The following is a 17,468-nucleotide window of genomic DNA, read 5'->3' on the forward strand; positions in this document are numbered from 1 at the left end:
CATGCAGGGCCTCAACCTGTCCCAGCCCGGCCTCAAGCACGACCCGCAGTGGTTCAAGAAGGCGGTCTTCTACGAGGTGCTCGTCCGGGCCTTCGCCGACTCGAAGGGCTCCGGCGCCGGTGACTTCACCGGTCTCATCAACCGGCTCGACTACCTCCAGTGGCTCGGGGTCGACTGCCTCTGGCTGCCGCCCTTCTACGCGTCTCCGCTGCGCGACGGCGGCTACGACATCGCCGACTACAAGGCGGTCCTGCCCGAGTTCGGCACGCTGCCGGAGTTCACCGAGCTCGTCTCGCAGGCTCACGCCCGCGGCATCCGCATCGTCACGGACTTCGTCATGAACCACACGAGCGACCAGCACCCGTGGTTCCAGGCGAGCCGTGCCGAGCCCGACGGGCCCTACGGCGACTTCTACGTCTGGTCCGACACCGACGACGGCTACGACGACGCTCGCATCATCTTCGTCGACACCGAGGTCTCGAACTGGACCTTCGACCCGGTGCGGCGGCAGTTCTTCTGGCACCGCTTCTTCAGCCACCAGCCCGACCTCAACTTCGAGAACGAGGCCGTGCAGGAGGCGATGTTCGACATCGTGCGCTTCTGGATGGACCTCGGGATCGACGGCTTCCGTCTCGACGCGGTCCCGTACCTCTTCGAGGAGGAGGGCACGAACTGCGAGAACCTCCCGAGGACGCACGAGTTCCTCGCCAAGCTGCGCGCCATGGTCGACGCCGAGTACCCCGGCCGGATCCTGCTCGCGGAGGCCAACCAGCCGCCCGCCGAGGTCGTCGACTACTTCGGCACCGAGGAGGCGCCGGAGTGCCAGATGTGCTTCCACTTCCCGGTCATGCCCCGGCTCTACTACTCGCTCCGCGAGGAGACCGCCGCCCCGATCATCGACGTGCTCGCGGACACGCCGGCCATCCCGTCGGGCACCCAGTGGGGCACGTTCCTGCGCAACCACGACGAGCTGACGCTCGAGATGGTGACGCCCGAGGAGCGCGCCGCGATGTACGGCTGGTACGCCCCCGACCCCCGGATGCGTGCCAACGTCGGCATCCGCCGCCGGCTCGCTCCCCTGCTCGACAACTCACGGCCCGAGATCGAGCTCATCCACGCGCTGATCCTCTCGCTGCCGGGGTCGCCGTGCCTCTACTACGGCGACGAGATCGGCATGGGCGACAACATCTGGCTCACCGACCGCGACGCGGTGCGCACGCCGATGCAGTGGACCCCCGACCGCAACGCCGGCTTCTCGAGCGTCGACCCGGGCAAGCTCTACCTGCCCGTCATCAGCAGCCTCGTCTACCACTACAACAACATCAACGTCGAGGCGCAGATGGCCTCCTCGGCCTCGCTCCTGCACTGGGTGCGCGGGATGCTCCAGATCCGCGGACGGCATCCGGTCTTCGGGCTCGGCGACTTCACCGTCGTCGAGGCCGACAACGAGTCCATCCTCGCCTTCACGCGCACCCTGGAGGCCGACGGCAACGAGCCCGGCGAGGCCGTGCTCTGCGTCAACAACCTCTCGAGCCGCCCCCAGGCCGCGACGATCCAGCTGCCGGAGGAGCTCGCCGGCCGCGAGCTCATCGACCTCTTCGGCGGCAGCGGCTTCCCGTGGGTGGCGAGCGACGGACGGGTCACCCTGACGCTCGGCTCGCGCGACTTCTTCTGGCTCCGCGTGCGGGGCGGGGAGGACCGCGGCTGATGGCCATCGTGCACAAGGGCGCGTCGATCGTGCCGACCAAGACCGAGATGGTCACCGAGTGGATGCCGCACCAGCGGTGGTACCACGGCAAGGGCCACGTCCCGCAGCTGCGCCGCGTCGGCGGGTTCCGCTTCGAGGACCCCGAGGGCGAGGTGGGCTGCGAGACGCTGCTCCTCGCCGACGAGGCCGTGGCCCCGGCCGTCGTCTACCAGGTGCCCCTCACCTACCGTTCGGCCCCTCTGGAGGGCGCCGAGCACGCGCTGCTCGGCACGATGGAGCACAGCGTCCTCGGCACACGGTGGGTCTACGACGGACCGCACGACCCGGTCTACGTCAGCCAGCTCATGGCGACGATCCTCGGCGGCGGCGCCTCCGACGAGGCGCAGGCCTCGGTCGGCAGCAACGCGCTCGCCACCGGCTCCTCGACCGGCCACGCCGACGGCTCGGTGTCGTCGTCGACGGTGCTCAGCGGCGAGCAGTCCAACACGTCGGTCATCTGCCGCATGACCGCTCCTGACGGCGGCCCGGCCGAGCCGGTCATCGTCAAGGTCTTCCGCACCCTCCAGGACGGCGACAACCCCGACGTCGTCGTGCAGTCCGCCCTGACGGAGGAGGGCTCCGACCGTGTGCCGATGGCCATCGGCCACCTGTCGGGTGCCTGGGACGCCCCGACCGGTGGCACGACGATGCACGGGCACCTCGCCTTCGCCCAGGAGTTCATCCCCGGGGTCGAGGACGCGTGGCGGGTCGCACTCGTCGCCGCCGCGTCGGGCACGGACTTCACCGACCGGGCCCGTGACCTCGGCGTCGTCACCGCCCAGATCCACACGGCGCTCGCGCACGCTCTCGGCACGCACGAGGTGACGCCCGAGGCGCGCGAGGCCGTCGTCGCGTCGATGCGCCAGCGGTATGCCGCCGCCGTGGCCCTCGTGCCCGACCTCGCCTCCCGCTCGGCCGCCGTCGAGCGCGTCGTCGCGTACGTGCACGGCGTGCACTGGCCGTCGCTGCAGCGGATCCACGGCGACTACCACCTCGGCCAGGTCCTCGACGTGCCCGAGCGCGGCTGGGTGGCCCTCGACTTCGAGGGCGAGCCGCTGCGCCCGCTCGCCGAACGCGTACTCCCCGACCTCACGGCGCGTGACGTCGCAGGCATGCTCCGCTCCTTCGACTACGCCGCGGGCTCAGTGGCGCTGGCCGAGTCACCGGTCGACGCGACCGTCTGGGCGGCGGCCTGCCGGGCCGCCTTCCTCGACGGGTACGCCTCCGTCGCAGGGGCGCCCGACGCCGACGCGCAGGCACTGACCCGCGCGCTCGAGCTCGACAAGGCGCTCTACGAGGTCGTCTACGAGGCCCGCAACCGGCCCTCGTGGCTGCCGATCCCGCTCGGCGCCGTCGAGCGACTCACCACCGAGGAAGGCACGCCATGACCACCGAGACCGCCCACGGTCCCTCCCTCGACGACGCCGCCATCACGGCCTTCCTCCAGGGCCGCAACGGCCAGCCGCACGACCTGCTCGGCCACCATGTCGGGCCCGGCGGCCTGACGATCACCGCCTACCGCCCCTTCGCGACCCGGGTCGGCGCCCGTCTCGACTCGGGCGAGCGGGTCGAGCTGCAGCACGTCCGCGACGGCATCTGGTCGATGACCTCGCCCGACTTCGGCACGACCCACGACTACCGCCTCCTCGTCGAGTACGGCGACGGCGTGGAGCACGAGCAGGACGACCCCTACCGCTTCGCCCCGACCCTCGGCGAGATCGACCGCCACCTCATCAACGAGGGCCGCCACGAGCAGCTGTGGACCGTCCTCGGCGCGCACGTGCGCCACTACCCCGGCCCGCTCGGCGACGTCTGGGGCGTGTCGTTCGCGGTGTGGGCGCCGCGCGCCAAGGCCGTCCACGTCATCGGCGACTTCAACGACTGGGACCGCCGCTCGCACCCGATGCGGGCGCTCGGCGAGAGCGGCATCTGGGAGCTCTTCCTGCCCGGCGCCCAGGAGGGGATGAACTATCAGTTCGCCGTGCGCGGCCCCGACGAGCTCGTCCGGCTCAAGAGCGACCCGATGGCGCGGATGACGGAGGTCGCGCCCAAGCAGGCCGCCATCGTCACCGAGACCCACTACGACTGGCGCGACGACGACTGGATGGAGCGCCGCCGCACGAGCAACGCCCACCAGGGACCGATGAGCATCTACGAGGTCCACCTCGGCTCGTGGCGCCAGGAGCTCGGCTACCGCGGTCTGGCCGAGCACCTCGTCAACTACGTGCGCGACCTCGGCTTCACGCACGTCGAGTTCCTGCCCGTCATGGAGCACCCGTACGTCCCGTCGTGGGGCTACCACGTGACCGGCTACTACGCCCCGAGCTCGCGCTGGGGCCGGCCCGACGACTTCCGCTTCCTCGTCGACGAGCTGCACCGTGCCGGCATCGGCGTCCTGCTCGACTGGGTGCCCGGGCACTTCGCCACCGACGAGTGGGCCCTCGCCCGCTTCGACGGCCTGCCGCTCTACGAACACCCGGACCCCCGCAAGGGCTGGCACCCCGAGTGGGGCTCCAACATCTTCGACTACGGCCGGCCCGAGGTGCGCAACTTCCTCGTCGCCAACGCCATCTACTGGCTCGAGGAGTTCCACCTCGACGGCCTCCGCGTCGACGGCGTGGCCTCGATGCTCTACCTCGACTACGCCCGCGACGCCGGGGCCTGGGTGCCCAACAAGGACGGCGGGCGCGAGAACCTCGAGGCCGTCGAGCTGCTCAAGGAGACGAACGGCACCGCCTACAAGCGGGTCGGCGGGATCGTCACGATCGCCGAGGAGTCGACGACGTGGCCGGGCGTCACGAAGCCGACCAACGAGGGCGGTCTCGGCTTCGGCTTCAAGTGGAACATGGGCTGGATGAACGACTCGCTGAAGTACCTCGGCGAGGAGCCGATATACCGGAGCTACCACCACGGCAAGCTCACCTTCTCCCTGATGTACGCCTTCGACGAGAACTTCGTGCTGCCGATCAGCCACGACGAGGTCGTCCACGGCAAGGGCTCGCTGCTGCGCAAGTCGCGGGGCCCGCGCGAGGAGCAGGTCGCGACCCTTCGCGCCTTCCTCGCCTACCTCTGGTGCCACCCCGGCAAGCAGCTGCTCTTCATGGGCTGCGAGTTCGGCCAGGAGTCCGAGTGGTCCGAGGGCCGCAGCCTCGACTGGTGGTTGCTCGAGCAGCCGCTGCACTACCGCGTGCACAACCTCGTCAAGGACCTCAACGGCATCTACCGCGGCAACCGGGCGCTGTGGGAGCTCGACTCCGACCGCTCGGGCTTCGAGTGGCTCGAGGCCGACGACGCAGCCCACAACACGTTCTCGTGGCTGCGCTTCGGCACGGGCGACCGGGCGACCGACGCCCCGGTCGTGGCGTGCGTCATGAACTTCAGCGGCGAGACGCAGCAGTCCTACCGCATCGGGCTGCCGCGCGGCGGGCGGTGGACGGTCGTCCTCGACACGGCCGGCTACCACCCCGACGCCCCGAGCAGCACCGGCACCGTCGTCGAGGCGCGCGAGGAGGCCTGGCACCAGCAGCCGTATGCCGCCGACCTCACCGTCCCGCGCCTTTCGACCGTCTGGCTCGTCCCCGTCGACGAGCCCTCCGTCCCGGCCGTCGTGTCCGGGACCCTCGCGAGCAGCGACGCCGACCCGACCCCGAACGGAGACCCCTCATGACCCACCCGCGCGCCGGTCAGCCCGCACAGGCCGAGGACCTCGTCGACGTCGACGCCCTCGTCGGGGCCTACTACGACCGGCACCCCGACGTCGACGACCCCGACCAGCAGGTCGCGTTCGGCACGTCGGGACACCGCGGGTCGAGCCTGCGCACGGCGTTCAACGAGGACCACATCCTCGCCACGACGCAGGCCATCGTCGACTACCGCGTCTCGCAGGGTTTCGACGGGCCCCTCTTCATCGGCCGCGACACGCATGCGCTGTCCGACCCCGCCTGGCGCTCGGCGCTCGAGGTGCTCGTGGCCAACGGTGTGCAGGTGCTCGTCGACGACCGCGACGGGTTCACCCCGACCCCGGCCGTCTCGCACGCCATCCTCCGCGCCAACCGCGGCAAGGCCTCGGGCGCCAGCGGACTGGCCGACGGCATCGTCGTCACGCCGTCGCACAACCCGCCGGCCGACGGCGGCTTCAAGTACAACCCGCCGCACGGCGGCCCGGCCGACACCGACGCGACGTCGGTCATCGCCGAGCGCGCCAACGACCTCATCCGCGGTGGGCTGCGCGAGGTCCGCCGCGTGGCCTTCGAGCAGGCCCGCGGCGAGGCCGGTTCCTACGACTTCATGGGCACCTACGTCGACGACCTGCCGAACGTCGTCGACCTCGCCCGGGTCCGCGAGGCCGGCGTGCGCATCGGAGCCGACCCGCTGGGTGGCGCGTCCGTCGCCTACTGGGGCGAGATCGGTGAACGGCACGGGCTCGACCTCACCGTCGTCAACCCGCGCGTCGACCCGCAGTGGGCCTTCATGACCCTCGACTGGGACGGCAAGATCCGGATGGACTGCAGCTCGCCGTCCGCGATGGCCTCGCTCATCCACGCCAAGGACGCCTACGACATCTCGACGGGCAACGACGCCGACGCCGACCGGCACGGCATCGTCACGCCCGACGCCGGCCTGATGAACCCCAACCACTACCTCGCCGTGGCCATCCAGTACCTCTACGGCGGGGCCCGACCGGGTTGGCCCGCGACGACCGCCATCGGCAAGACCCTCGTGTCCTCCTCGATGATCGACCGCGTCGCCTCCGACCTCGGTCGCACGCTCCTCGAGGTCCCCGTGGGCTTCAAGTGGTTCGTGCCCGGGCTGCTCGACGGCTCGGTCGGGTTCGGCGGGGAGGAGTCCGCCGGAGCGAGCTTCCTGCGCCAGGACGGCACGGTCTGGTCGACCGACAAGGACGGCATCCTGCTCGCCCTCCTGGCGTCCGAGATCCTCGCCGCGACCGGCAGGACGCCCAGCCAGCACTACGCCGAGCTGACAGCGCGACACGGCGACCCGGCATACGCCCGCATCGACGCGGCGGCGTCGCGTGAGGAGAAGGCCAAGCTCGGGGCCCTCTCCCCCAGCGACGTGACGGCGGAGACCCTTGCGGGAGAGCCGATCACAGGCAAGCTGACCGAGGCCCCGGGCAACGGCGCCAAGATCGGCGGTCTCAAGGTGACGACCGAGAGCGCGTGGTTCGCCGCGCGCCCGTCGGGCACCGAGGACGTCTACAAGATCTACGCCGAGTCCTTCCAGGGCGCCGAGCACCTCGCCCGGGTGCAGGCCGAGGCCAAGGACGTCGTGTCGGCGGCCCTCGGCGGATGAGCGAGCTCGACGAGTCTGGTCCGCGGGGCCGTCTGGTGCTCGTGACGGCGGCCCGCGCCGACGCTCGGGCCGCCCTCGCGTCGGCCGTGGCTGCTCGTCTCCAACGGGCCGTCGTCGTCGACGGTGCGGCACTCGAGGCGGCCGTCACGAGCGGCGCCGTCCCCGGGTGGGACGAGCCGCCGACGTCGGAACAGCTGCAGAGGCGGCTGCTGCGCTGGTCAGCGGCCCTGGCCGTGGCCGAGACCTACCAGCTCGAGGGCCTCGACGCGGTCGTCGCCGAGGACGCGCTCGGTGACCGGCTCGAGGACTTCCTCGACCTCGTCGAGCCCGAGCCGATCCACGTGGTCGTCGTCCGTGACGGCGCCGACCCCGCCACGCCGCACTGGGGCCTGTGGGTCGACGGCACGGACCCGGTCGATGCCACGGCCGACGACGTCGTCACACGGCTGGCCGACGCGCTCGTCGCCACGTCAGCCACCTGACACCGCCGGCACGCGACGGCACCCACACAGCACAGCGGGCCACCCTCCGACGTGGAGGATGGCCCGCTTCGTGTCAGGGCCCTCAGAACAGGGCGCTCATGAGGGACTTGCGTGCCTTCGCGACGCGCTCGTCGGTGACGCCGATGACCTCGAAGAGCTCCACGAGATGCTCACGCGCCGTGTTGCGGTCGGCGTCTGCCGTGACGCGCACCGTGTCGATGAGCCGCATGAAGGCGTCCTCGACATGACCTCCGAGCAGGTCGAGGTCGGCGACGAGGATCTGCGCGTCGACGTCGGTCGGCGCGGCGGCCGCAGCGGCCCGGGCGGCCTGGAGATCGGCCCCCTGGGTGCGCTGCATGAGCCCGACCTGGGCGAGTCCGAGCTTGGCGTCGGTGTCGGCAGGGCTCTGCGCGAGGGCCTCGCGGTAGGCCGAGGCGGCCCCGTCGAGGTCGCCCGCCTCGATGGCGTCGAAGGCCTTCTGGTGCAGTGGCGGCAGCGGCTGCTCCTGCTCGGCCTCGTCGGCCGGTGCCTCGGCCTCGTCCCCGACCGTGACGGTGCCGGTGACCCCGTGCTGCGCCGCGAGCTGGAGCACCTGGTCGATGACGGCCGTGACCTGGGCCTCGGGCTGCGCGCCCTCGAACAGCGGCACGGGTTGGCTCTGCACGAAGGCGAAGCTCACCGGCACGGCCTGGACCTGGAAGGCCTGCAGGATCGTGGGGTTCGCGTCGACGTCGACGGTGACGAGCTGGAAGCGGCCCGCGTAGCGGCGGGCCACCGCACCGAGGGTCGTGACGAAGTCGGCCGACTCCTGGAGCCGCGGCGACCACAGCACCATGACGACGGGGTGCCGGTCGGACGCCGCGATGACGTCACGGATCGTGGCGTCAGTGCCCTCGATGACGAGGCCAGCACCGTCCGCGGAGGTGGAGGCCGCGCCGGATGCGGGGCCAGCCGGCTGGGCCGGACGCTTGAGCGATGACAGGTCGACGGCACCGCGAAGTGCTGCTGCGGTGAATGGCTGGTGACTCATAGATCAATCCTGCCTCACCGACCCGAGCCGGCGACGAGCTGGTCCGAAGCGGCGACGATGCGCGCCTGTCCGGACGCAGGGATGACGATGGCGACGATCTCGTTGGAGGTGAGGTTGGCCTCGGTCGTGATCTGCTTGATGCCGGTCAGGAGCGTCAGGTCCTTGGCCGGGGTGAGCTTGACGGGGGTCCGCATGGCGATGGCGTCGTTGCGCACGAGGTGGGCGAAGACGATGGCGCCGTTGCCGTCCTTGAGGCGCAGGCCACCGATGACGCCCTTGGGCTCGTGCTCCTGGGTGAAGGCACCCTGGTTGTTGAGGGCCTGCGACTGCGCGCGGGCCGACTGGCGCAGCTGCTCCGAGAGCGGGTCGTCGGCCAGCACCTTGGTCGCCGTCGGGTCGGGGTACTTCACCGAGGCGGCGAACGCCGAGACGACGTCGTCGGGCTTGGCGCTCAGGCCCTTGCCGTCGGCGACGGCGGCAGAGCCGTCGGTCGTCGGGTCGAGGGCGTCGAGCTTGGCGTCCGGGAGCATCGGGGTGACGGCGGCCGCCTTGAACGGCGCACCGGACTGGCCACCGACGAGCAGCACGAGGACGGCCGCACCGGTCTTCTTCAGCGTCGTCTGCGCGAGGATCTGCGCCGGGGCGTCTCCGGCGCGGGACAGCGCGAGCACCTTGACGCCGGTCGTGGCGAGCTCGGCGTCGGCCTTCTCCGCGGCGGTGCGCCCGGGCAGCGTCTTGGCATACGCGTTCGCCGACTGCAGGGCGGCCCCGACGAAGGCCTTGCTGCGAGCAGCCGCGCCGGCGGCCGAGGCGTCGAGCGAGGACGTCGCTGCGGCACCGACGGCGGAGGCGGCGGTCGTGTCGGCGGCATCGGCCGCGACCACAGGGGTCGCCGAGCCGCCGGTCCCGGCGGTGCCGTCGTCGGAGTTGCCGGTGCAGGCGGAGAGCATGGCAGCGCAGGCGAGCGCGGCGGCAAGAGCACGTCGACGAGTCGCGGTGCGGGGCATGGAAAAGCCTTTCGGTGACGCAGGGGGACAGGCCGAGCGCGTTCGGCCGCGACCCACGATACGCACGGACCGTGCTGCATCCCCAATCCGCGGGAACGGCTCGCCGAGGACATTTGCGACACTCCTGACGCAGTTCGTGCAGCGACACGAGCCGATGTCAGACCGGTCACGCTCGACGGTCGGCGACCTATGCCCGTTATGCGCAGATTGTCCTGCGCGCGTCAGGCGAGGCGGCGGACCATCCGCATCTCCGGGGTGCCGGTCGGCGGGTGCAGCTCGCGCCCACCCTCGTCGACGAACCCGCGCCGCGTGTAGAAGGCCCTGGCCCTCGCGTTGCCCTCGATGACCCACAAGGTCGCGTCGCGGTCGCCGAGGAGCTCGTCGACGAGCCGGTCGGCAACGCCCGTGCCACGGGCGTGCGGGGCGAGGTTGACGGCATACAGCTCCCACTCGGAGGGTGCGTCCTCGTCGCGACTGGGGCCGGCGCTGCCGAAACCCGCGAGCCGGCCGTCAGAATCGACGACCACGAGGGTGCGCTGGGGCGCGTCCGGCGGCAGGGCGACCCGCTCACGCCAGCGGTCCGCGCAGCGCTCGTCACTCAGCCCGGCGAGGTAGTCGGCCGGCATGAGGTCGGCGTACGCGTCGCGCCAGATGGCCATGTGCACCCGGCCCAGCTCGTCGCAGTCCTCGGGTGCGAGCGGGCGCAGGGCCCAGTCGCCCTCAGTCATCCTGCTGACGGCCGAGCGCATCCTCGAGCCGCTCGAGCTTGCCGTCGAGCTCGCCCGTCCAGCCGGGACGGATGTCGGCCTTGAGCACGAGCCCGACACGCGGCGAGGTCTCCGCCAGCACGTCGCAGCACTGCTTGACGACAGCCATGCACTCGTCCCACTCCCCTTCGATCGTCGTGAACATCGCGTCGGTGCGGTGCGGCAGACCGGAGTCGCGCACGACGCGGATGGCTCGGGCGACGGCGTCGGACACGGATCCGGTGTCGTCGGCCGCGACGGTGGGGGCGACGGAGAAGGCGATCAGCATGACCTCACCGTATGCCGCCCCCGCCGTCGTCGCGCGAGCACCCCACCGAGCCGCTCGGCCTAGAAGGCCTTCTTCATCGTCAGTGCTTCCTCGATGATGGCGAAGCCCAGGTCCTTGTTGATCTGGACCATCCAGGGGTTCTGCTCGTCGTTCATCGTCTGGACCGAACGCCGTTCTGGCGCAAGGCGGGCCAGCTCCTCGAGGTTCGCGACCTTGACGGCCATGCCGAGCCGGTGGCCGCGGTGCTCGGGCAGCACGAGGGTGCCCCACTGGAAGACGACGTGCGGGTCCCCGGTCGGGATGGAGAGGTCGGTGTAGGCCGCGACGACGCCGGACTCGCGGTGCACGGCGACCGCCGTGACCATCGTGCGACCGGTGTCGCGCAGGTGCTGGAGCAGCGTCTCGTAGTCATCGACGGTCATCGACTCGGGCTCGAACTCGACGTCGCCCGTGGGGGCGTCGAGGATGAGCCGGTTCGACGCGTCGCAGACGCCCTGACGCAGCTCGTCCGGCACGCCGTCGACGTGGACGGTCAGCTCGTAGAGGTCGCCCATCGCCTCGGCGGCACGACGCTCGTGCTCGGCCATGACGTCGTCCGCGACCGGGAGCGGGAGCGAGCGCACGATCTCGATGCTCGACACCGTGAAGCCACGGCGGAGGGCGAACTCGCGGTCGGCGTGCGACTCGCGGTCGCCCACCGGTACGAAGACCTCGGTCAGGAGCATGTCCCGGCCTGCCGCCCGGGCCTGCTGCTCCATCCAGTCGACGAGGGCGGTCCCCACGCCCTTCCCGCGGTGCTGCGGGTCGACCTCGAGGTGCGACCAGCACTTGTCCAGGTTGTCGCGTTCGGGGAAGAACACGCGGGCCCAGCCGACGGGTGAGCCGTCGACGACCGCGACCACGCTCTCCTCGCGCTCGCCGGGGAACGAGAAGCGCACCATCTTGAGGAACTCGTCCTCGGTGCGCTGGATCGGCTGCACGCGCGAGACGGACTCGCTGCGCGTGGCCACGCCGAAGAGCTCCTTGAGCATGACGTCGTCGTCATGGTCGAGCGGGATGATGTCCATGCCTCGACGGTGACACCGCCGCGTCCTCGGCGCCATCCATTTACGTCCGCCGCGCGCTCGCCGCGGCCGCATGCAGGCCCTCCCCCGCGTCCGCATGCCGCCCGCTCCCTCCGCGCCACCGCGGGCCTTGCGAGCGGTCCCCCGCGACACATCAGCTCCGCGCAGCTCTCCGGCACTGACCGCGGGCCTCACCGCGCCACCTGGCTTCAGGTGTCGCGGTGAGCCAGCCAGCCCGAACCTGCCGGTCAGGAGCCGAGCTGCTCGACGAGACGGTCGGCGGCGGCATACGGGTCGGTGCGCCCGGCGATGACGTCACGGGCCAGCGCGGCGACGCCCTCGTGACCACCGACGTGCCCGAGCCGGGCACGCAGGGTCGTCAGCGCGATGGTCTCGATCTCGTCGCCGACGCGACGCTCGCGGCGCCGTGCCAGCTCGCCGTTCTCCTCGACGAACGCCCGGTGCTTGTCGAGCGCCTCCATCACCTCGTCGATGCCGACCTTCTGTGCCGCAACGGTTTTCACGACCGGAGGCCGCCACAGACCCGGCTCGGTGCGGTCGCCGAGCGAGATCATGTGGCGCAGGTCGCGGACCGTCGCGTCGGCGCCGTCGCGATCGGCCTTGTTGACGACGAAGACGTCTCCGATCTCGAGGATGCCGGCCTTGGCGGCCTGGATGCCGTCGCCCATGCCGGGCGCGAGCAGGACGACCGACGTGTCGGCGAGCCCGGCGATCTCGACCTCGGACTGCCCCACCCCGACGGTCTCGACGAGCACGACGTCGCACCCGGCAGCGTCGAGCACCCGGATGGCCTGCGGCGTCGTGAACGACAGTCCGCCGAGATGGCCGCGCGAGGCCATCGAGCGGATGTAGACGTCGGGGTCGAGGGCGTGGTCCTGCATGCGGACGCGGTCGCCGAGCAGCGCCCCGCCCGAGAACGGCGAGCTCGGGTCGACCGCGAGCACGCCGACGCGCAGGCCCCGCTCGCGGAAGGCGCCGACGAGCGCGGTCGTCGTCGTCGACTTGCCGACGCCCGGCGAGCCGGTGAGACCGATGACCCAGGCGTTGCCGGCATGCGGCGCGAGCGCCGCCATCACCTCGCGGAGGGACTCGTGCCCGTCCTCGACGAGGGAGATGAGGCGGGCGACGGCGCGCGGCGAACCCGCCCTGGCCGACTCGACCAGGGCGGGGACGTCGACGGATCGGCGCGCCACGCGGTGCAGGACCCGGGCGATCAGGCGGTCGCGGGCACGCGGACGATGAGGGCGTCGCCCTGGCCGCCGCCGCCGCAGAGGGCAGCCGCGCCGACACCGCCGCCGCGACGCTTCAGCTCGAGCGCGAGGTGAAGGGCGATGCGGGCACCTGACATGCCGATCGGGTGGCCGAGGGCGATGGCGCCGCCGTTGACGTTGACCTTGTCGACGTCGATGCCGAGCTCCTTGGCCGACGCGAGTCCGACGGCCGCGAAGGCCTCGTTGATCTCGACGAGGTCGAGGTCGGCGGGCGTGATGCCCTCCTTCTCGCAGGCCCGGGCGATGGCGCGAGCGGGCTGCTGCTGGAGCGTCGAGTCGGGCCCGGCAACCATGCCGTGCGCGCCGATCTCGGCGAGCCACGTGAGTCCGAGCTCCTCGGCCTTCGCCTTGCTCATGACGACGACCGCGGCGGCACCGTCGGAGATCTGCGACGCCGAGCCGGCCGTGATCGTGCCGTCCTTGCTGAAGGCCGGGCGCAGGCCGCCGAGCGACGCGGTCGTCGTGTCGGCGCGGATGCCCTCGTCGTTCTTGAAGACGACCGGGTCGCCCTTGCGCTGCGGGATGCTCACCGGGACGACCTCGTCGTCGAAGAGGCCGTCCTTCCACGCCTTGGCCGCGAGCTGGTGGCTGCGCGCCGAGAACTCGTCCTGCTCCTCGCGGGTGAAGGCCTGCTCGCCCGTGTTGGCCTGCTCGGTGAGCAGACCCATGGCCTGGTCGGTGAAGGCGTCCCAGAGGCCGTCGAAGGCCATGTGGTCACGCATCGTGACGTCGCCGTACTTGTAGCCCTCGCGCGACTTCGTCATGAGGTGCGGCGCGTTGGTCATCGACTCCTGGCCACCGGCGACGACGACGTCGCACTCGCCGGCGCGGATGAGCTGGTCGGCCATGGCGATGGCGTTGATGCCGGAGAGGCAGACCTTGTTGATGGTCAGGGCCGGGACGGTCATCGGGATGCCGGCGGCGTGCGCGGCCTGGCGGGCCGGGATCTGGCCGGCGCCGGCCTGCAGCACCTGGCCCATGATGACGTAGTCGACCTGCTCCGGGGCGACGCCCGCCTTCTCGAGGGCCCCCTTGATGGCGACGCCACCGAGGTCGGACCCGGAGAAGTCCTTGAGCGAGCCGAGCAGCCGACCCATGGGGGTGCGGGCGCCCGCGACGATCACGGAGGTGGGACGGTCAGCAGTCATGGGTGAAGCCTCTTCCGACGTCATTGGGGATGTCGCCGTCAACTCTAGTCGCGACCCCGCGAGGGCCCTCGACGAGCATGACCAAGCGCACACGGCATACAGCAGCCGTATGCCGTCACGCCGCCCTACGTTGGGTCCATGAGCGCGACTCCCGACCCCCTCTTCACCCACATCGACCACGTCGGCATCGCGGTCCCCGACCTCGACGCGGCCATCGCGTTCTACGAGGGGACGTACGGGATGCGGATGCTCCACGAGGAGACGAACGCGGAGCAGGGAGTCCGCGAGGCGATGATGGGCGTCGGTGACTCCGGCTCGTGCATCCAGCTGCTCGCCCCGCTCTCTCCCGAGTCGACGATCGCGAAGTTCTTGGGCCGCAGCGGCCCCGGCATCCAGCAGCTCGCCTACCGCGTCACCGACATCGACGCCGTGTGCGCGACGCTCCGCGAGCGCGGCCTCCGGCTGCTCTACGACACCCCGAAGCGCGGCACGAGCGACAGCCGCGTCAACTTCATCCACCCCAAGGACGCGGGCGGTGTCCTCGTCGAGCTCGTCGAGCCGTCAGCCCACGCCGGACACTGACGTCGCGTCCACACCCGATCGCTGCGCCGCCAGCTCGACCTCGGTGAGGACGACGAGGGCGGCGGTCCAGGCGAGCGGCGCCGGTCCTGCGGGGCTCCCGTCCGGCAGGACCTTCTCCGGCAGGCTCCCCCACGACGTGCAGTGCCCGTCGAGCCAGGTGAGCCAGCGCTCGGCGACGAGAGGGTGTCCGGAGGCTGCCGCGGTGTAGGCGACCATGGCGGTCTCCGGCGTCCACGAGACGCCGTCGCCCTTCCACTCGACACCGGGGGCGAGGCCACCCCCGGCACGCAGGGCCAGCACCGGGTAGTGCTCCCAGGCACGCTCCGCGGCCACGTCGCCCACTGCAGCGAAGGGTGGCATCAGCATGGTGACGCCCGCATCGAGCCCTCCGGACCGCCCGTGCCGCTCGTACGCGGGGCCGAACTCCGCACGGATCAGGGACCGCAGCCCGCGAGCCGCCCGCCTGGCCAGGTCCACCCGCCCGGTGTCACCCTCGGCCGCGAAGGTCCCGGCCGCGGCCTCGAGCCCGGCGGCGAGCGGAGCCGCCGTGCCGAGGGTGACCCGCCGCTCCGGCACCTCCCAGTAGTCGGGTGACACCTCGGGCAGGCGGGTGCCCGCCGCTGTCTGCGCCAGGACGAAACGGAAGGACCGGTCGCGCAGTCCGCGCAGCCCAGCGGGCAGGACCCGACCGGGGGCCGCCACCCTGACCTGCTCGAGGGACCAGAGCACCCACCCGGCGCCGTCGCTCTGGCGAGGACGGTCGTCCGGCGGACCGGTTCCGTCCAGCCGGTAGCGCGCCTCGAAGCCGCCGTCGGGCCGTTGGACGCGTGCGAGGAAGCCCAGGACGCGCTCGGCATCGGCCACGTGCCCGGTCTCGGCGTACGCGACGGCGACGAAGGCGGAGTCCCGTGGCCACGCGTACGCCCAGGGGGCGTCAGGGCCGGCCGCGACGGCCCCGTTCGGTCGGGTCAGGGCGTGCAGGTCCTGGAGCGCCTGGGCCGCGACGCGTGTGCGCGCGCCGGCCGCGGGGACCGTGCCGTCGACGAGCCAGAGGGCTTCGGCCAGCGGCTCCACGAGCCGGTCGCCGAGCGCGGCAGGCGCGAGGACGGACGTCGCGCGCCAGCCCGCGCCGTTGCGCAGGACCGGCAGCGGGTCGTCGGCGACGAGCAGCGGGACGAGTCCGGCACCGGCCATCACGACCGCAGCCAGAGCGCCCACCACGGCACGCCGCACGTCCACCTCCCTCGACCCGCGGTCGACCTCCCCGTCGACCGGGCGCCAGTGTGGCACGCGTGGTGCCGACTCGCCCGAGGATCGTGGCGGGCAGCCCGTAGCATCGGCTGACATGGAGGTCACACGCCGTCAGGCCCTGACCGCGGCAGCCGGTGCAGCCGTCGGAGCAGCCGGGGCCGTCGGGGCGGTGCGACTCGTGGAGCGGCTCGACGAGAACACCCCGCTGCCCTTCTACGGCAGCCCGGTCAGCGCCGTCCGTCCCGACCGATCCACCCCCTCGGCGGCAGCCACCTCGGTCGTCTGGGCGGGTGCGGGCGATCAGCGCCGCGTCGCGCTGACCTTCGACGACGGTCCGCACCCCGACTGGACGCCACGGGTGCTGGCCGCGCTCGAGGCGGAGGACGTGCCGGCCACGTTCTTCTGCCTCGGGCGCAACGTGCGCGACCACGGCGCGCTGCACCGCGACAGCGTCGGCCGGCACGAGCTCGCGAACCACACCTTCGAGCACCCCGACCTCGGTCGGCTCGACTGGTCCCGGTGCACGGACGAGATCACGAGGACGACCCGGCTCATGACGGAGACGTACGGCGTGGCGCCGACGCTCTTCCGGCCGCCCTACGGGCACGTCGGAGGGGCGTCGCTCCTCGCGGCCGCCGAGTCGACCCTCACGACGGTCCTGTGGTCGGCCCAGGCACGCGAGGACCTCGTGGTCAGCCACCCGGACGGCATCGTCGAGGACATCGCGTCGCAGGTGCGTCCCGGCTCGATCATCCTCGCCCACGACACGGGCTCGGACGACCGGCTCATCACCATCGACCGGCTCGCCGCGATCATCCGCAGGCTCCGCGACGACGGCTACACCTTCGCGACCGTCTCCGACCTCCTGGCGCCGAGCAGCGCCCAGGCGACGGCGGCCAGCCACGGGTAGGTCGGCCACAGGGCGAGGCGCTCGAGGGCACCGACCCACGTCGGGTCCCCGAGACGCAACCCGAACGCCGCAGCCGAGGTCACCATGAGACCGCCGAGCACGAGACCGGACACGGCGACGCCCTGTGACACGGCGTGTGACCTCCGCAGCGCCTCGGCCGTGACGAGGACGGCGAGCGGCTGGAGGACGAAGACGGGAAGCGCCACGACCCCGTGCCACCCGGGGTGCTGGTCGACGGGCACGAGCCCGACGGCAGCAGCGAAGAGCGCGGACGCGACCCACAGCCAGACGGCGGCGAGCGCCCATCCCCCGGCGCCGAGACGCGGTCGCAGCAGCACGGCGCCCGCTGCCCGCAGGAGGCCGAAGACGACGAACGCCACGTCGAGCGCGACATGGCCCGAGGAGCAGACGTCGACCGTCGACCCCGCGTGACCGGGCGCGCACGTCAGCATCCCGAGCGCGCTGATCGTGTCGTCGCGCAGGCTGTAGGCCGCCGAGGCGCCGGCGGCGACGAGGAGCTCGACGAGCAGGTAGACCGGCTGGACGAGCCAGCAGCCGAGACCCGCCGTCGTCCGTCGCACGCGTTGACGCTATCCCGTGACCCAGGTCA

At 71.9% G+C, this 17,468-nt stretch carries 16 protein-coding genes; 7 read left to right on the forward strand and 9 right to left on the reverse strand.

Annotated features, from left to right (window positions below; translation table 11 throughout):
- Position 1 precedes the first annotated feature (1 nt).
- The 5 genes from treS to ASH01_RS01275 are packed head-to-tail and all read left to right on the forward strand — an operon-like array spanning position 2 to position 7,539.
- The gene (gene treS, locus ASH01_RS01255) at positions 2–1,708 is read left to right on the forward strand and encodes a maltose alpha-D-glucosyltransferase (RefSeq protein WP_056770373.1); all 1,707 of its coding nucleotides are present in this window, start codon (positions 2–4) and stop codon (positions 1,706–1,708) included.
- Positions 1,708–3,135 (forward strand): maltokinase N-terminal cap-like domain-containing protein, encoded by a 1,428-nt coding sequence (locus ASH01_RS01260; RefSeq protein WP_056770376.1) that lies wholly within the window; start codon positions 1,708–1,710, stop codon positions 3,133–3,135. Before treS ends, ASH01_RS01260 begins: the two co-directional genes overlap by 1 nt.
- A complete protein-coding gene (gene glgB, locus ASH01_RS01265; protein ID WP_056770381.1) occupies positions 3,132–5,414 on the forward strand; it encodes a 1,4-alpha-glucan branching protein GlgB in 2,283 nt (760 codons plus the stop codon). The genes ASH01_RS01260 and glgB overlap by 4 nt, the downstream gene beginning before the upstream one ends.
- Positions 5,411–7,057 carry a phosphoglucomutase (alpha-D-glucose-1,6-bisphosphate-dependent) gene (gene pgm, locus ASH01_RS01270; protein WP_056770383.1) on the forward strand — a complete coding sequence of 549 codons (1,647 nt, stop codon included), beginning with the start codon at positions 5,411–5,413 and terminating at the stop codon, positions 7,055–7,057. The genes glgB and pgm overlap by 4 nt, the downstream gene beginning before the upstream one ends.
- Entirely contained in the window at positions 7,054–7,539 is a 486-nt protein-coding gene (locus ASH01_RS01275; protein WP_056770386.1) for a hypothetical protein, read from the forward strand. The genes pgm and ASH01_RS01275 overlap by 4 nt, the downstream gene beginning before the upstream one ends.
- Before the next feature lie 82 nt (positions 7,540–7,621).
- Here the strand turns inward: ASH01_RS01275 and ASH01_RS01280 are convergent, their stop codons facing one another.
- The 7 genes from ASH01_RS01280 to ASH01_RS01310 form a co-directional block, all read right to left on the reverse strand.
- Positions 7,622–8,569: a tetratricopeptide repeat protein gene (locus tag ASH01_RS01280; RefSeq protein WP_056770388.1), complete on the reverse strand. Its 948-nt coding sequence runs from the start codon at positions 8,567–8,569 to the stop codon at positions 7,622–7,624.
- 14 nt (positions 8,570–8,583) lie between these two features.
- Entirely contained in the window at positions 8,584–9,576 is a 993-nt protein-coding gene (locus ASH01_RS01285; RefSeq protein WP_235508591.1) for a hypothetical protein, read from the reverse strand.
- A gap of 221 nt (positions 9,577–9,797) precedes the next feature.
- On the reverse strand, positions 9,798–10,304 hold the full coding sequence (locus tag ASH01_RS01290; protein ID WP_056770393.1) for a GNAT family N-acetyltransferase: 507 nt from the start codon (positions 10,302–10,304) through the stop codon (positions 9,798–9,800).
- The gene (locus tag ASH01_RS01295; RefSeq protein ID WP_030195005.1) at positions 10,297–10,611 is read right to left on the reverse strand and encodes a thiamine-binding protein; all 315 of its coding nucleotides are present in this window, start codon (positions 10,609–10,611) and stop codon (positions 10,297–10,299) included. The genes ASH01_RS01290 and ASH01_RS01295 overlap by 8 nt, the downstream gene beginning before the upstream one ends.
- Before the next feature lie 59 nt (positions 10,612–10,670).
- Positions 10,671–11,678, reverse strand: a complete 1,008-nt coding sequence (locus ASH01_RS01300; protein WP_056770396.1) for a GNAT family N-acetyltransferase — start codon at positions 11,676–11,678, stop codon at positions 10,671–10,673.
- Between the two features lie 245 nt (positions 11,679–11,923).
- The gene (meaB, locus tag ASH01_RS01305) at positions 11,924–12,889 is read right to left on the reverse strand and encodes a methylmalonyl Co-A mutase-associated GTPase MeaB (protein ID WP_056770405.1); all 966 of its coding nucleotides are present in this window, start codon (positions 12,887–12,889) and stop codon (positions 11,924–11,926) included.
- Between the two features lie 20 nt (positions 12,890–12,909).
- A complete protein-coding gene (locus tag ASH01_RS01310; protein ID WP_056770408.1) occupies positions 12,910–14,115 on the reverse strand; it encodes an acetyl-CoA C-acetyltransferase in 1,206 nt (401 codons plus the stop codon).
- Positions 14,116–14,253: 138 nt separating this feature from the next.
- Here ASH01_RS01310 and mce point away from each other — a divergent pair, with 138 nt between their 5' ends.
- Positions 14,254–14,697: a methylmalonyl-CoA epimerase gene (gene mce / locus ASH01_RS01315; RefSeq protein ID WP_056770411.1), complete on the forward strand. Its 444-nt coding sequence runs from the start codon at positions 14,254–14,256 to the stop codon at positions 14,695–14,697.
- Here the strand turns inward: mce and ASH01_RS01320 are convergent.
- Positions 14,677–15,930 carry a glycoside hydrolase family 15 gene (locus tag ASH01_RS01320; protein ID WP_235509493.1) on the reverse strand — a complete coding sequence of 418 codons (1,254 nt, stop codon included), beginning with the start codon at positions 15,928–15,930 and terminating at the stop codon, positions 14,677–14,679. The genes mce and ASH01_RS01320 overlap by 21 nt on opposite strands.
- Before the next feature lie 112 nt (positions 15,931–16,042).
- Here ASH01_RS01320 and ASH01_RS01325 point away from each other — a divergent pair, with 112 nt between their 5' ends.
- Positions 16,043–16,858 (forward strand): polysaccharide deacetylase family protein, encoded by an 816-nt coding sequence (locus ASH01_RS01325; RefSeq protein WP_056770415.1) that lies wholly within the window; start codon positions 16,043–16,045, stop codon positions 16,856–16,858.
- On the opposite strand, the gene ASH01_RS01330 is transcribed toward ASH01_RS01325, so the two are convergent.
- The gene (locus ASH01_RS01330) at positions 16,786–17,439 is read right to left on the reverse strand and encodes a DUF998 domain-containing protein (RefSeq protein WP_056770418.1); all 654 of its coding nucleotides are present in this window, start codon (positions 17,437–17,439) and stop codon (positions 16,786–16,788) included. The two genes, ASH01_RS01325 and ASH01_RS01330, sit on opposite strands and share 73 nt — an antisense overlap.
- Positions 17,440–17,468 lie beyond the last annotated feature (29 nt).

The organism is Terrabacter sp. Soil811 (genome assembly GCF_001429655.1).
Lineage (GTDB): Bacteria > Actinomycetota > Actinomycetes > Actinomycetales > Dermatophilaceae > Terrabacter.